13 protein-coding genes are annotated in these 13,429 nt (G+C 66.7%); 4 read left to right on the top strand and 9 right to left on the bottom strand.

Annotated elements, in window-relative coordinates:
- Positions 1-13 precede the first annotated feature (13 nt).
- The 7 genes from AC1D09_RS19950 to AC1D09_RS19920 form a co-directional block, all read right to left on the bottom strand.
- Positions 14-670 (bottom strand): ABC transporter ATP-binding protein, encoded by a 657-nt coding sequence (locus AC1D09_RS19950; protein ID WP_477661939.1) that lies wholly within the window; start codon positions 668-670, stop codon positions 14-16.
- Positions 663-1,421, bottom strand: a complete 759-nt coding sequence (locus AC1D09_RS19945) for an ABC transporter ATP-binding protein (RefSeq protein WP_477701191.1) — start codon at positions 1,419-1,421, stop codon at positions 663-665. Before AC1D09_RS19945 ends, AC1D09_RS19950 begins: the two co-directional genes overlap by 8 nt.
- Positions 1,421-3,304 (bottom strand): ABC transporter permease, encoded by a 1,884-nt coding sequence (locus AC1D09_RS19940; protein ID WP_477661937.1) that lies wholly within the window; start codon positions 3,302-3,304, stop codon positions 1,421-1,423. Before AC1D09_RS19940 ends, AC1D09_RS19945 begins: the two co-directional genes overlap by 1 nt.
- 13 nt (positions 3,305-3,317) lie before the next feature.
- Complete coding sequence (locus AC1D09_RS19935) at positions 3,318-4,064, bottom strand: nitroreductase (protein WP_477661936.1); 747 nt, start codon at positions 4,062-4,064, stop codon at positions 3,318-3,320.
- The gene (locus AC1D09_RS19930; protein ID WP_477661935.1) at positions 4,061-4,504 is read right to left on the bottom strand and encodes an acyl-CoA thioesterase; all 444 of its coding nucleotides are present in this window, start codon (positions 4,502-4,504) and stop codon (positions 4,061-4,063) included. Before AC1D09_RS19930 ends, AC1D09_RS19935 begins: the two co-directional genes overlap by 4 nt.
- Before the next feature lie 6 nt (positions 4,505-4,510).
- Positions 4,511-5,407, bottom strand: a complete 897-nt coding sequence (locus AC1D09_RS19925; RefSeq protein WP_477661934.1) for an NAD(P)H-binding protein — start codon at positions 5,405-5,407, stop codon at positions 4,511-4,513.
- Positions 5,408-5,518: 111 nt separating this feature from the next.
- Positions 5,519-6,466, bottom strand: coding sequence for a histone deacetylase family protein (locus AC1D09_RS19920; RefSeq protein ID WP_477661933.1), 948 nt, complete (start codon positions 6,464-6,466; stop codon positions 5,519-5,521).
- A 279-nt stretch (positions 6,467-6,745) separates the two neighbouring features.
- Here AC1D09_RS19920 and AC1D09_RS19915 point away from each other — a divergent pair, with 279 nt between their 5' ends.
- Positions 6,746-7,294, top strand: a complete 549-nt coding sequence (locus AC1D09_RS19915; protein ID WP_074575166.1) for a phasin family protein — start codon at positions 6,746-6,748, stop codon at positions 7,292-7,294.
- 167 nt (positions 7,295-7,461) lie between these two features.
- Here the strand turns inward: AC1D09_RS19915 and AC1D09_RS19910 are convergent, their stop codons facing one another.
- Entirely contained in the window at positions 7,462-8,346 is an 885-nt protein-coding gene (locus AC1D09_RS19910) for a patatin-like phospholipase family protein (RefSeq protein ID WP_477661932.1), read from the bottom strand.
- Positions 8,347-8,472: 126 nt separating this feature from the next.
- Between AC1D09_RS19910 and AC1D09_RS19905 the strand changes: the two genes are divergently transcribed.
- Positions 8,473-9,516 carry an extracellular solute-binding protein gene (locus AC1D09_RS19905; RefSeq protein ID WP_477661931.1) on the top strand — a complete coding sequence of 348 codons (1,044 nt, stop codon included), beginning with the start codon at positions 8,473-8,475 and terminating at the stop codon, positions 9,514-9,516.
- A gap of 179 nt (positions 9,517-9,695) precedes the next feature.
- Positions 9,696-10,463, top strand: a complete 768-nt coding sequence (locus AC1D09_RS19900) for a 3-hydroxyacyl-CoA dehydrogenase (RefSeq protein ID WP_477661930.1) — start codon at positions 9,696-9,698, stop codon at positions 10,461-10,463.
- 6 nt (positions 10,464-10,469) lie between these two features.
- Here AC1D09_RS19900 and AC1D09_RS19895 read toward each other — a convergent pair whose 3' ends face one another.
- Positions 10,470-11,402 (bottom strand): LysR family transcriptional regulator, encoded by a 933-nt coding sequence (locus tag AC1D09_RS19895; protein ID WP_477661929.1) that lies wholly within the window; start codon positions 11,400-11,402, stop codon positions 10,470-10,472.
- A 107-nt stretch (positions 11,403-11,509) separates the two neighbouring features.
- On the opposite strand from AC1D09_RS19895, the gene ggt reads away from it, so the two are divergent.
- Positions 11,510-13,378: a gamma-glutamyltransferase gene (gene ggt / locus AC1D09_RS19890; protein WP_477661928.1), complete on the top strand. Its 1,869-nt coding sequence runs from the start codon at positions 11,510-11,512 to the stop codon at positions 13,376-13,378.
- The last annotated feature ends 51 nt before the right edge of the window (positions 13,379-13,429 follow it).

Below are 13,429 nucleotides of genomic sequence, written 5' to 3'. Positions count from 1 at the left end.
GGCGGGTCTTTCTTCACGAACCCCTGACTTTACCCGCAACCAGCAAAACCAGCCTGTCAGCGCGGGCAGCCAGCAGCTGGTTCTGTTCGGCCACCAGCAGGCCCAGGCCCTGCCGGCGCAGTGCCAGCAGCGCGTCGCGAATCGCTTCCACCAGCACGGGGGCAATACCCTCGCAAGGCTCGTCCAGCAGCAGGATGCGCGGGCCGGTCATCAGCGTGCGGGCAATCGCCAGCATCTGCTGCTCGCCGCCGCTCATCTGGTCGGCGCGGCGTCCCAGCATGGCTTTGAGCGCGGGGAACAGGTCCAGTGCCCTGGCCTCCTGGGCCTGCAGGTCGCGGCCCGCCGCGATGCGCAGGTTCTCGCGCACCGTGAGTTCGGTGAACAGGCGGCGGTCTTCGGCGACATAGCCCAGGCCGGCCTGGGCGCGGCGGTGGGTGTCCCAGCGCTCAATCGCCGCCAGGCCCGCGCCCTGGGGACCCATCGGGTCGCGGTAGCGGATGTGGCCTTCGGTACGCACTTCCAGGCCCATCAGGGACTTGAGCAACGTGGACTTGCCGGCGCCGTTCAGGCCCTGCAGCACCACCAGTTCACCGGGCGCCACCCGCAGCGACACCTCGAACAAGGCCTGGGCCGGGCCGTAGAAGGCATTGAGCTGGTCGACCTCAAGCATGGCCCTCTCCTTCGCCGCCAGCCTGGCCCAGGTAGCGGCTGCGCACCACGGCATCGCGCGAGATCTCGTCGAACGAGCCCTGCGCCGCCAGCCGGCCTTCTATCAGCACCAGCACGCGGTCGGCCACACCGGCCACGGCGTCCATATTGTGTTCGGTGTAAAGCACGGCCATGCCCTGCCCCGCCAGGTGCTTGACGAGCTGCATCAGCTCGGCGCGCTCAGGCCCGGCCAGGCCGGCGGCGGGTTCGTCCAGCAGCAGGAGCTGCGGCCGGGCCGCCAGCGCCACAGCCAGTTCCAGCCGCTTCTTCGCGCCATAGGGCAGGCTCAGCGCATCCTGCGCCGCCAGCGCTTCCAGGCCGGTTTGCGCCAGCAGCGCCAGGGCCTGTTCACGCGCCTGGCCATCCAGGCTCCTGAAGGCGGAGATCGCCCGCAGGCCCAGGCGCGCCTGAATCGCCAGTTGCACGTTCTGCAGCACCGTGAGCGCTTCAAACACCTGGGCCACCTGGAAGCTGCGCGCCACGCCCAATTGCAGACGTGCCTGCGGGCTGAGCCCCCGCAGCGCCTGGCCGTTCCAGGCGATGCTGCCGCCCGTGAGCGGGTACTGGCCGGCAATGCAGGCAAAGGTGGTGGACTTGCCGGCGCCGTTGGGGCCTATCAAGGCCACGCACTGGCCCGGCCCTACCTCAAAACTCACGCCGTCCACGGCGCGCAGGCCGCCGAAATGTTTGACCAGTTGTTGGACCTGCAGCATCAGGCGCCCCTTCCAGGCCCGCGCCGCTGCCAGGCGCCAACAAGGCGCGGCAGCAAGCCCAGCAGCCCCGAGGGCGAAGCCACCATGATCAGCATGATGAAGACACCCAGCAGGCCGCGCCAGTAAGTGACCTCACGGCCCAACTCGGCGCCCGCATAACTCAGCACCAAGCTGCCCGCCACCGCGCCCCAAAGCTGGTGCACACCGCCCAGCAAGACCACCAGCAAGGCATCGACGGAGGTGGAGACCGACGCGAGCGAGGGAAACACCGCGCCCTTGTGCGCGGCAAACAGGCCGCCGGCCAGGCCCGCGAGCACGGCACTCTCCACAAAAATCCGGTATTTGAGCCAGTTCACCGCCAGCCCCGAGGCCGAGGCGCGCAAAGGCGCGTCGCGCAGGGCCTGCAGCGCGGCTCCCATGACCGAACGCGCCAGAAAGCGCAGCGCCGCCACGGCCACCAGTGCCAGCCCCACCAGCAGCGCGTAAAACACCGGCCTGCCTTCGTCGCCGACCAGCGTGAGGCCTATCAGGCCGTTGTCGCCGCCGGTAAGCCCAACCCACTGCGTGGCACCGGCCCAGATGACCTGCGCGAGCGCCAGCGACAGCATGGCCAGGTACACACCGCTGCTGCGCACCACCGCCGCGCCGAACACCGCGGCCACCGCCAGGGCCGCGCCGCAACCGGCCGCCAGCGCCAGCGGAAGCGAAGCGCCCCAGAGGCTGTGCGAGAGCGCCGCGCCATAAGCGCCCAGCGCAAAAAAGGCGGCGTGGCCAAAGCTGACCAGGCCGCCCAGCGCCATCATGGACTGCAGGCTGATACCAAAAATCATGAGGACCAGCGCATCGGCCGCCAGCGCCTGCCAGTAAGGCCCGCCCGCCCAGGCCAGGCCGGCCAGCAGCAAAAAAGATGCGGCGATGGCCGAAGACCCGGCCGCACCCACGCCCAGGCCGCGAAACTTCTGCGCCGCCTCGCGCACGCCGCTGCCGGCCTCCTGCGCCGACACCGCCCTGCCGTTGAGCCCCTGGGGCCGAAACACCAGCACCACGGCCATGGTCAGGAACACGATGACCAGCGTGGCCTGCGGAAACACGTTGATGCCGAAGGCATGGACCAGCCCTATCAGCAGCGCCGCTACAAAAGCGCCGCCTATGCTGCCCAGCCCGCCGGTGACCACCACCACAAAGGTTTCCACGATCACGTTCATGTCCATCTGCAGGTGGGCGGGCTCACGCGGCAGCTGCAGCGCGCCGGCCAGGCCCGCCAGCGCGCAGCCCAGCACAACGGCGCCCAGCATCAGCGGGCGCGGGTTGACGCCCAGCGCCGCGAGCATGGAGCGGTCCTGCGTGGCCGCGCGCAGGCGCTGGCCGAAACGCGAGCGCCGCAGCAGCAAATGCAGGCCCAGCCAGACCAGCGGGCCCAGCGCGATCATCACGAGCTGGTAGGCCGGAAAAAACTCGTCGCCGATTTGCACCGAGCCTTTGAGGCCCGGAAAGCGCGGCGCGAACACTTCGTCGGGGCCGAAGCCCCATTGCATCGCGTCATGCATCGCCAGCGTGAGGCCGAAGGTGGCGACCAGCTGGTACAACTCGGGCGCTCCGCTCATGCGCCTGAGCAGCAAAAATTCCGCTGCGGCCCCCGCCAGGCCCGCGCAGCCCGCGCCCATCAGGATCGCCAGCAAGTACAGCGGCGCGCTTTCGCCCCAGGCCGGAAACCAGTGGCTGACCCAGTGCGCCGTGAACAGCGCGCCCAGCATGAAAAAACTGCCATGCGCGAAGTTCACGATGCGGGTCACGCCGAAGATCAGCGTGAGGCCCGCCGCCATCAGGAACAACGTAGTGGCGTAAGACAGTCCACCGAGCAGCTGGACCAGGGAAAAAGTCATCCCGTCAGCCCAGTCAATCCAGCCAGGTGGTGAACTCGGTGGCCGGCACGCGCGGCGTTCTGAAGGTATTGACCAGCGCCGCCTCATCGGCATAGCCCAGCGACATGCCGCACACCAGCATCTCGTCAGGACCCGCGCCTATGTGCGGCAGGATGATTTTTCCGAAACCGTTCCAGGCGGCCTGCGGACAGGTGTGCAGGCCCAGGCCGCGCGCGGCCACCATGAGGTTCTGCATGAACATGCCGTAATCCACCAGCGAGCCGCGGCCCATCACGCGATCCAGCGTGAACATCAGGCCCACGGGCGCGTCGAAGAATTTGAAATTGCGGTGGTGCTGCGCATGCATCCTGTCCTTGTCGCCCTTGGTGATGCCCAGCAGGCCGTAAAGTCCCCAGCCGTTGGCGCGGCGCCGGTCTATATAGGGTGAGACCCATTTTTCGGGGTAGTAGTCGTATTCCTCCTGGTACTCGGCCGCCAGCGCCGGGTTGGCGTGCAGCGCGTCGTGGGCATCGCAGACCTTTTCCACCAGCGCGTCGCGGCTCGCGCCCTGCAGCACATAGGCCTTCCAGGGCTGGGTGTTGGTGCCCGAGGGCGCGCGGCTGGCAAGCTCCAGCAAGTGGGCGATGGTTTCGCGCGGCACCGGCTTGGGCAAAAACTGGCGTATGGACTGGCGGCTCAGGATGGCTTCGTCCACCGCATTGCGCGCATCGCCGGCCTGGCGCGGGGTGATATAGGGAAGCACGGGCGGTGCCTGGGTCATCTGAGGGTCTCCAGTACGGAAAGCAGTTCGGGCGGAAGCGGCGCCGGCCGGCGCGTGGCGCGGTCGACGTAAACATGGATGAAATGGCCTTTAGCCGCGCACAGCAGGGTTTCATCGCCGGGGAACAAGGCCACCTCGTAGCGCACGCTGGACGAACCCACATGCGCCACGCGGATCCCGGCCACCACGGGCTCGGGAAAGGCCAGCGGCGCGAAGTAGTTGCACTGGGTTTCTATGACCAGGCCTATCACGCCGCCGGTGTGGATGTCGATGGCGCCGCGCTCGATCAGCAGGCCGTTGACGGCGGTGTCGAACCAGCTGTAGTAAACGACGTTGTTGACGTGGCCGTAGATGTCGTTGTCGGACCAGCGGGTGCCGATGTCGCGGAAAGCTTTGTAGGCGCTACGGGCTTCGGCTTGCGGCCGTGTCGGGGAACTCATGAGGCCTTATTTTGCCAGTGCGGGCCGCGCCGGGCTCACGGGCATTTTTGACCCGATGGCCTGGGGCTCGCGCCCGAGCAGTTCCGGCAATCGGTTGGGTGAGGGAACGTTGTCCCGCTGCAGCAAGATCCAGTGCCCGTAAGAAAACGGCGAGAAATGCAGCACGTCGCAGACATGCGCGCCCAGCCGTGCCGCCCAATTGGGCAGCGGCAGTTGCAGCGCGCGGGTGGCGGTGTAGTCGGCGCGCAGTTCGCGCAGGTATTCCGCATAGCCATAACGGCGGCTGCCGCCCAGCTCGACCTCGCGGTGGGCGGCCAGGGTCGGCATGGCCGCCAGGGCGGCGAAGGCCAGGCCGAGGTCGGTGGCCGTCATGGCCGCGATGCCGCCGCGCGCGCCACGCGGAATGCCATGCACGGGCGAGCGCGACAGGCCGCGCAGCCAGCGCGCGCCAAAACCGCCCTCGCCGTCAAGCAGCGAGGGGCGCACGATGGCATAGTCGCTGCCCGAGGCCGCGATGGCGCGCTCGCCCAGCAGCTTGCTCGACAGGAAACGGCTTTTGGCGCCTTCGTGCAAACCCAGGGCCGAGGTGTGTATGAAGCGTATGCCCGCCTCGGCACAGGCGACGGCCAGCGCCGCGGGCGCACGGTGGTGCACATGGTCGTAGGACTCGTTGGGCCGCTGGCGCAGAATGCCCACGCAATTGACAACCACATCGACATCCTTGAGCAGCGCGGCCCAGGCGTCGGGCTGCAGCAACTGCTCGAAGCGCGCAAGCCGCATGTCGGCAAAAGAATAAGCCGCCTGGTGGCGGCTGCCTATCGCGAGCCGCGCACCCGAAGCGTGCAGTGCCGCCACGGCATGGCGGCCGATGAAGCCAGTGCCGCCGAGGACGAGGACACGCACAAGGGAAGGTTTTTCAGGAGGGTCGGGACTATCGGTGGTGTTCGGCGCCATGTTTTGCTTTTGTCTGTCCAGGGGTCGCCGAAGCGAATCTGAGGCAATGTAGCAGCAATGCTAAGGATTCCAGCGCGCCCAGTATTCGAGTGCCAGCGTGTAAGTGTTCATCTGCACCTGCACGGTCTCGTCGATGTTGATACCGTAGCCGCCCGCCATGGCAAATGCCAGCGGGATGCGGCGCTGCCAGGCCCAGTCGAAGACGCGCCGGTCGCGCGCCTCCAGGCCGTCGAAACTGAGCGCCAGGCGGCCCAGGCGGTCGCCCTCGTAAGGGTCGGCGCCGGCCAGGTACAAAACCAGGCCGGGCTCGAAGCGCCGCTCGAGTTCGTCGAGCGCATGCTCCAGCGCCTGCAGGTAAGCTGCGTCGCCGCAGCCGTCGGGCAGGTCCACGTCCAGGTCGCTGGCCTCCTTGCGAAACGGGAAATTCTTCTGCCCATGCAGCGACAGCGTGAAGACGCTGGGGTCATTGGCAAAGATGCTGGCCGTGCCGTTGCCCTGGTGCACGTCCAGGTCGATGATGGCGACCTGCAGCGGCTTGCGCCCGTGCCTGTGTTGCCGCGCCCATTCCGCCTGCATCAGCCTGGCGGCAAGGGCCGCATCGTTGAACACGCAAAAGCCGCCGCCCTTGTGCGCATAGGAATGGTGCGTTCCCCCGGCGAGGTTGGCCGCAATGCCCTCCCCCAGCCGGCCCGGCGAACCCATGGCCACGCGGGCCGCCGCGACGGTGGCGCCGGCCGAGCGGCGCGCGCGTTCGGCCATGCCCGGGCTCCAGGGAAAACCAATCTCACGCTGGGCCGCGGCCGGCAGGGTTCCGTGGCTGATGGCGTCTATGTAGTCCGGCGTGTGTACCAGCGCGAGCTCGCCGTCCGTTGCGGCCGGCGCCTGCGCCATGCGCACCCGCGGGCGTTCATTCACCAGGCGGTCGCGCAGCAAACGGTATTTCGCCATGGGAAAGCGATGGCCGGGCGGCAGCGGCAAAACAAAGTTGTCGGCGTAGAAGGCTTGCAAGATGGTGAAGGTGTTGCGATTTCGGGGCTGAGGCCATTGTGGCCTCGGGCCACACATATAGAAAAATGGGTGCATGCAGGGCGAGTCGAGTAGTCCTTTTTGGGTACTTTTCAGCGCTGTTTCAGAGCGTTACCTAGGGCTTGGCCTCTAAATTGGTGCACTGCAACATAAAATACTTGCAATGGTGCACACAGTCCCTATACTTGGACTTATGTTGCAGTGCAGCAATTCAGCGCAAAGCAACACCATTGCCCTCACCTAAACCTATTTTGGAGATTCATTATGCTGACCGCTGAACAAGTCCTCGCTTCCCACAAAGCCAACATCGAAACCATGTTTGGCCTGACCCACAAAGCCTTCGAAGGCGTTGAAAAACTGGTCGAACTGAACGTGCAAGCCACCAAGGCCGCCCTGGCTGAAAGCGCCAACCACACGCAAGCCGTGCTGGGCGTGAAAGACGCACAAGAACTGCTGGCCCTGCAAGCCGGCCTGGTCCAGCCCCTGGCTGAAAAGACCGCCGCCTACAGCCGCCACCTCTATGACATCGCTTCGGCCGCCGGCGCTGAACTGGGCAAGACCTTTGAAACCCAGGCTGCCGATGCACAGAAGAAATTCGTCGGCCTGGTCGACAACGCCGCCAAGAACGCACCGGCCGGTTCCGAAACCGCCGTGGCTGTCCTGAAGAGCGCCGTCGCCGCCGCCAACAACGCTTTCGAGTCGGTCCAGAAGGCCGTCAAGCAAGCCACCGACATCGCTGAAGCCAACTTCAACACGGTGGCTGCTTCCGCCGTGAACGCCACCAAGACGACCACCGCCAAAAAGCGCTGATCGCAGCGCCTCGCGCGCTACCGTTCATGGAGCCTGTTTCGCGAATCCTGTTTGATTGAACGGGTTTCAAACCAGTTGTCTCCTCGGGTCCCTTCCGAAATTCATTTTCACGGACCCCTTAAAGCCCGATCGCAAGATTGGGCTTTTTTTTGGCCTGCGCTATTTCTCTATTTCTGCGCCGTGACCGCCGCGGCCTCGAGTTTGGCCTTGAGCTGCGGCAACGCCGCCAGCATGGCCGCCCGGCCCGCGTCGATGGCGCGCTGGCGCGCCGAGAAGTCGGCGCTCTTGAGGCCCGCGAGTGAGGGTCGCACGACGACGTCGGCATCCTTGAGCTCGTACTGGTTGATGCTTTTGCCCATGATGGCAAAGGTTTGCAGCAGGATTTGCAGGGTGTCGCCCGCGGGATTGGCTTCAGGCGCGCTCGATATATCGACGGCCACCACGATGTCGGCGCCCATTTGCCGCGCAAAACGCACCGGCACCGGCGATACCAGGCCGCCGTCCACATACTCGCGGCCGTTGATCTTGACCGGCAGGAATACCGCCGGCACCGCGCTCGATGCGCGCACCGCCGTGCCGGTGTCGCCGCGCTGGAACAGCACGGCCTGGCCGCTGTTGAGGTCGGTGGCGACGATACCCAGCGGAATCGCCATGTTCTCCATGGTGCGGTTGGCGACCAGGTCGTTGACATAGCGGGCCAGCGCGTCGCCGCGGAACATGCCGCGGCCGAAGATGGGCAGCATCCAGTCGGTGATGGCCACCTCCTCCATACTCAGCGCGGTCTGCTGCAGCTGCGCGCTGGTCTTGCCGCTGGCATAGAGCGCCGCCACCAGGCTACCGGCCGAGGTGCCGACCACGAGCTGCGGCTTGAGCCCGGCTTCCTCGAGCACGGCGATCACGCCCACATGGGCAAAACCGCGCGCCGCACCGCCGCCCAGCGCCAGCCCCACACGCACCGGCTTTCTGGCGGCCTCCGCCGGCGGCGGCACGGTCGCAACCGGCCCGGACGGCATGACGGCGCAACCGGCCAGCAACAGCATGGCCACAGCCATGCAGGCGCCCGCATACCTGCCTGGCTCGCATGAAAACGTGCCCAGCGTAGGGACTCTGCCAAGAATGATTCTTATTTGCTTTATCATGGCCGGGCTTTAAAAATACCTGTAAGGAAGTGGAAAGTTATGTTCAAAAAAGTGCTTCTCTCGTCGCTGCTCTTGCTGGCAGGCCTGGCATCGGCCCAGGAGCAGGTGGTCAACCTGTATTCTGCCCGCCATTACCAGACCGACGAAAAGCTCTACAGCGACTTCACCAAGGCCACCGGCATCAGGGTCAACCGCGTGGACGCCGACGACGCCGGCATCCTGGCCCGCCTGAAGGCTGAAGGCGCGGCCTCCCCCGCCGACGTGATTTTGCTGGTCGACGCGGCTCGCCTCTGGAAGGGCGACGCGGACGGCCTGTTCCGGCCCATCAAGTCGCCGGCCCTCGAGGCCGCCATTCCCGCCAAGCTGCGCGCCAAGGAAACCGCCGAAGGCACGACCTGGTTCGGCTTCTCGACTCGCGCCCGCGTGGTGGTGTTCGACAAGCTCAAGGTCAAGAAGGCCGATGTCGACAGCTACGAAAAACTAGCCGACCCGAAGAACAAGGGCCTGCTGTGCACCCGCTCGGGCGCCCATCCCTACAACCTCTCGCTGTTCGGCGCCGTGACCGAGCACCTGGGCGAAGCCAAGGCCGAGCAGTGGCTCAAGGGCCTGGTGGCCAATATGGCGCGCGACCCCAAGGGCGGCGACAGCGACCAGATCAAGGCCGTGGCCAGCGGCGAATGCGGCATTGCATTGACCAACACCTACTACCTGGCGCGCATCATGCGTTCCAACGCGCCCGACGACAAAGTCGTGGCCGACCGGGTCGGCGTGGTCTTCCCCAACCAGGACAGCTGGGGCACGCATGTGAACATCGCCGGCGCAGCCGTCGCCAAGAACGCCAAGAACACGGCCAACGCCGTCAAGTTCATGGAATACCTGGCCAGCCCGAGCGCGCAGGAATACTTCGCCAACGGCAACAATGAATGGCCCGCCGTGCCGGGCCTGGGCGTCAGCAACCCGGCGCTCAAGGCCATGAGCCCCTCGGGCAACGGCAGCTTCAAGTCCGAAACCATCCCGATCAGCGCCGTGGGCAACAACCAGCTCAAGGTGCAGCAGATGCTGGACCGCGTCGGCTACAAATAAAACCCAGCCAGCGCCCTTGTTTTAAAAAAGCCCGGCCGCCAACAGGCGCCGGGCTTTTTTCATGCGCCATAATTGACGTTTACGTTTACGTTAACGTCATGTCGCCCGGACTTGTTAGCGGGCCCCGGCGTTCGCACCAACCCCTTTTAAACCTCCCACTCTTCATTCAAGGAATCACCATGGAAATCGCAGGCAAAGTATTTATCGTCACCGGCGGCGCATCGGGCCTGGGTGAAGGCACGGCGCGCATGCTGGTGGCCAATGGCGCGAAAGTCGTCATTGCCGACATGCAGGCCGACAAGGGCGAAGCCATCGCCAAGGAACTGGGCGCGGACAAGGCCGCCTTCGTCAAGTGCGACGTGAGCCAGGAGGCCGACGGCCAGGCCGTGGTGGCCAAGGCGGTCGCCATGGGCAAGCTGATGGGCCTGGTGAACTGCGCCGGCATCGCCCCCGCCGAAAAAACCGTGGGCAAGAACGGCGCGCACGGCCTGGCCTTGTTCAGCAAGACCATCACCGTCAACCTCATCGGCAGCTTCAACATGATCCGCCTGGCGGCCGACGCCATGTGCAAGAACGAGCCCGAAGCCACCGGTGAGCGCGGCGTGCTGATTTCCACCGCCTCGGTGGCGGCCTACGACGGCCAGATCGGCCAGGCCGCCTACAGCGCCTCCAAAGGAGGCATCGTCGGCATGACCCTGCCGATTGCGCGCGACCTGGCGCGCAACGGCATCCGCAACATGACGATTGCCCCCGGCATCTTCGGCACACCCATGCTCTTCGGCATGCCGCAGGAAGTGCAGGACTCGCTGGCTGCCGGCGTCCCCTTCCCCTCGCGCCTGGGCACACCGCAAGACTATGCGCGCCTGGCCAAACACATCATCGAAAACGACATGCTCAACGGCGAAGTGATTCGCCTGGACGGAGCGATCCGCCTCGCACCGCGCTGAGCGGGTTCAGGCCGCGGGCGGGTGCAGCGCAGCCAGCCTGTCGGTCAGCAGCGCCGACAGCCTGTCTATCACCTCGTTGACGCGGGCCGGCACGTAGCGCCGGCTCGGCACCACCGCGTAAAGCGGCGCCGGCTCGCCCAGATGACCTTCGAACAAGCGCACCAGCTTGCCGCCGGCCAGCGAGGCCATCAGGTCGATCTCGGACTGGTAGACAATGCCTCGCCCTTCCAGCGCCCACTGCAGAGCGATGGAGGCATCGTTGCAGGCCAGCGGCCCGGCCACGCGCACCTGGAAAGGCGCACTGGCCTCCCCCTGCAATTCGAACTGCCACTGGTCCTGGCGGCGCTCGCGCACATGGCAGACCAGACAGTCGTGCTGCGCGAGTTCGCAGGGCTGCACGGGCGTTCCGCGGCGCGCCAGGTAGTCGGGGCTGGCACAGGCGATGCGGCGGGCCGGCGCCAGCAGGCGCGCCGAATGGGTGGAGTCCATCAGCGGCCCGTTGCGCAGCGCCACGTCTATGCCTTCGCGCACCAGGTCCACGCGCGCGTCGCTAATTTGCAGGTCGATCTCGATGCCGGGATGCAGCGCGGCGAACTCCGCCAGCCAGTAGGCAAGCATCTCGCGCGCCAGCATGGCCGTGGCGGTGATGCGTATGCTCCCCGTGAGGCCGAAGGTGCCGGCGCGCACCTTGGCCTGGCCTTCGGCCACCAGCTCGAGCGCGCGGCGCGCGTGCTCGACCATGACCGCGCCTTCGGCCGTGGGCCGCACGGCGCGCGTGGTGCGCTCGAACAGGCGCACGCCCAGCGAGGTTTCCAGCCGCTTGATCGCCGCGCTGACGGCGGCCGTGGAAAGCCGGCAGCGCTTGCCCGCGCCCGTGAGGCTGCCGGTCTCCGCGGTGGCCAGCAGCACACGCAAGGCATCAAGATTGTCAAATTCCATGGAAGAGTGATTTCTCCGAAACGCCATTGTGGGGCGCGGGGCCGCTGGCTATATTTGCCGGCGGGCCTACAGCCCCCCCAAGCAAGAACTACATTCAAGGATATCCCATGAGACACGCCTTCCCGGCACTGGCAGCCACCGCGCTGCTGGCCGCCTGCGCCAGCAGCCCCTCCTCCTTCACCTACCAGGTCCCGGCCGACGAAGTCGCGCGCGGCGCCAAGTACATGCAGCCCGAAGGTTCTTCGGGCTTCACGCCCAAGCCGGGCTGGGCCACGAAGAAGTTCGCGGTGGCCGCCGCCAACCCGCTGGCCACCGACGCCGGCTACCAGGTGCTCAAGGCCGGCGGCTCGGCCGTAGACGCGGCGATTGCCGTGCAGATGGTGCTCACGCTGGTGGAGCCGCAATCCAGCGGCATAGGCGGCGGCGCCTTCCTGCTGCATGCCAGCGGCGGCAAGGTCGAAGCCTTTGACGGCCGCGAAACCGCGCCCGCGGCGGCCGATGAAAAGCTCTTTATCGGCGCCGACGGCAAGCCCATGGCTTTTTACGACGGCGTGGTCGGCGGCCGCTCGGTCGGCACGCCCGGCACCGTGCGCATGCTGGAGATGGCCCACAAGCAGTACGGCCGGCTTCCCTGGGCCCAGCTGTTCGCGCCGGCCATCCAGCTGGCCGAAGGCGGCTTCAAGGTCAGCCCGCGCCTGAACACCCTGCTCAAAGGCGAGCAGCACCTGAAGAAGGACGCCACGGCCGCCGCCTACTTCTACAAGCCCGACGGCAGCCCGGTGGACGTGGGCCAGACCCTGCGCAATCCGGCCCTGGCCGAGGTGCTGCGCCAGATCGCGGCCAAAGGATCGAGCGCGCTGCTCGAGGGCCAGGTCGCCCAGGCCATCGTCGCCAAGGTGCAGGGCCACGCCACCAACCCCGGCAAGCTGGCCCTCGCCGACCTGGCCGGCTACCAGCCCAAAAAACGCGACCCCATCTGCACCGACTACAGCGCCGCCGGCAAGGCCTACCGCCTGTGCGGCATGCCGCCGCCCAGCTCGGGCGCGATCGCCGTCGGGCAGATCCTCGGCATCCTGAACAACACGCCGGCAAGCACCCTGGGCCTGGTCACCGGCAGCGGCGGCGTTCCCGGCACGGTTGCGCCCACGCCTTCGGCCGACTGGCTGCACCTTTATACCGAGGCTTCGCGCCTGGCCTTTGCCGACCGCGGCCAGTACCTGGGCGACCCCGACTTCGTGCAGCCGCCGGGCGGCAGCTGGATGAGCTTGCTGGCCCCCGCCTACCTGAGCGAACGCGCCAAACTGATACAGCCCACGGGCCCCAGCATGAAGACCGCCAAGCCTGGCGTGCCCGGTGCGGTGAAGACGGCTTACGCGCCCATGCCCGAGCAGCCCGAGTACGGCACCTCGCACATCAGCATCATCGACGGCTATGGCAATGCGATCGCCATGACCACGACGATTGAAGACCAGTTCGGCTCGCGCCTGATGACCGACGGCGGCACCGGCAAGGCCGGCGGCTTTTTGCTCAACAACGAGCTCACCGACTTCAGCTTCGCCCCGGCGGACGCCGAAGGCAAGCCCGTGGCCAACCGCGTGCAGCCCGGCAAGCGCCCGCGCTCGTCCATGGCACCCACGCTGGTGTTCGACAAGAACTCGGGCCAGCTCGTCATGAGCGGCGGCAGCCCGGGCGGCGCGCTCATCATCCACTTCACGGCCAAGACCCTGTACGGCACGCTGAACTGGGGCCTCAATGCCCAGCAGGCCATAGACCTGCCCAACTTCGGCTCGCTCAACGGCCCCAGCATCCTGGAAGAAAAACGTTTCTCGCCGGCCACCGTCGAGGCGCTGCGCAGCCGCGGCGCCGAGGTGCGCGAGCAAACCATGACCAGCGGCCTGCAGGCCATCCAGAAAACGCCCGAAGGCTTCTTCGGCGGCGCCGACCCGCGACGCGAGGGGCTGGTCCTGGGTGACTAAACCGCCCTATACCCCGTGAATTACAAGGCCCTGCCGTCGCAGGGCCTTGTT

The sequence above is a fragment of the Polaromonas sp. P1_A2 genome, assembly GCF_056406895.1.
Note: the sequence above shows the minus strand (reverse complement) of the source record. Positions and strands in the feature narration are given on the sequence as shown.

Coding starts and splice junctions, on each gene's coding strand:
- AC1D09_RS19895 (WP_477661929.1), bottom strand. CDS start 11,402: ATGGAATTTGACAATCTTGATGCCTTGCGTGTGCTGCTGGCCACCGCG.
- AC1D09_RS19940 (WP_477661937.1), bottom strand. CDS start 3,304: ATGACTTTTTCCCTGGTCCAGCTGCTCGGTGGACTGTCTTACGCCACT.
- AC1D09_RS19900 (WP_477661930.1), top strand. CDS start 9,696: ATGGAAATCGCAGGCAAAGTATTTATCGTCACCGGCGGCGCATCGGGC.
- ggt (WP_477661928.1), top strand. CDS start 11,510: ATGAGACACGCCTTCCCGGCACTGGCAGCCACCGCGCTGCTGGCCGCC.
- AC1D09_RS19935 (WP_477661936.1), bottom strand. CDS start 4,064: ATGACCCAGGCACCGCCCGTGCTTCCCTATATCACCCCGCGCCAGGCC.
- AC1D09_RS19910 (WP_477661932.1), bottom strand. CDS start 8,346: ATGGCTGTGGCCATGCTGTTGCTGGCCGGTTGCGCCGTCATGCCGTCC.
- AC1D09_RS19930 (WP_477661935.1), bottom strand. CDS start 4,504: ATGAGTTCCCCGACACGGCCGCAAGCCGAAGCCCGTAGCGCCTACAAA.
- AC1D09_RS19905 (WP_477661931.1), top strand. CDS start 8,473: ATGTTCAAAAAAGTGCTTCTCTCGTCGCTGCTCTTGCTGGCAGGCCTG.
- AC1D09_RS19950 (WP_477661939.1), bottom strand. CDS start 670: ATGCTTGAGGTCGACCAGCTCAATGCCTTCTACGGCCCGGCCCAGGCC.
- AC1D09_RS19945 (WP_477701191.1), bottom strand. CDS start 1,421: ATGCTGCAGGTCCAACAACTGGTCAAACATTTCGGCGGCCTGCGCGCC.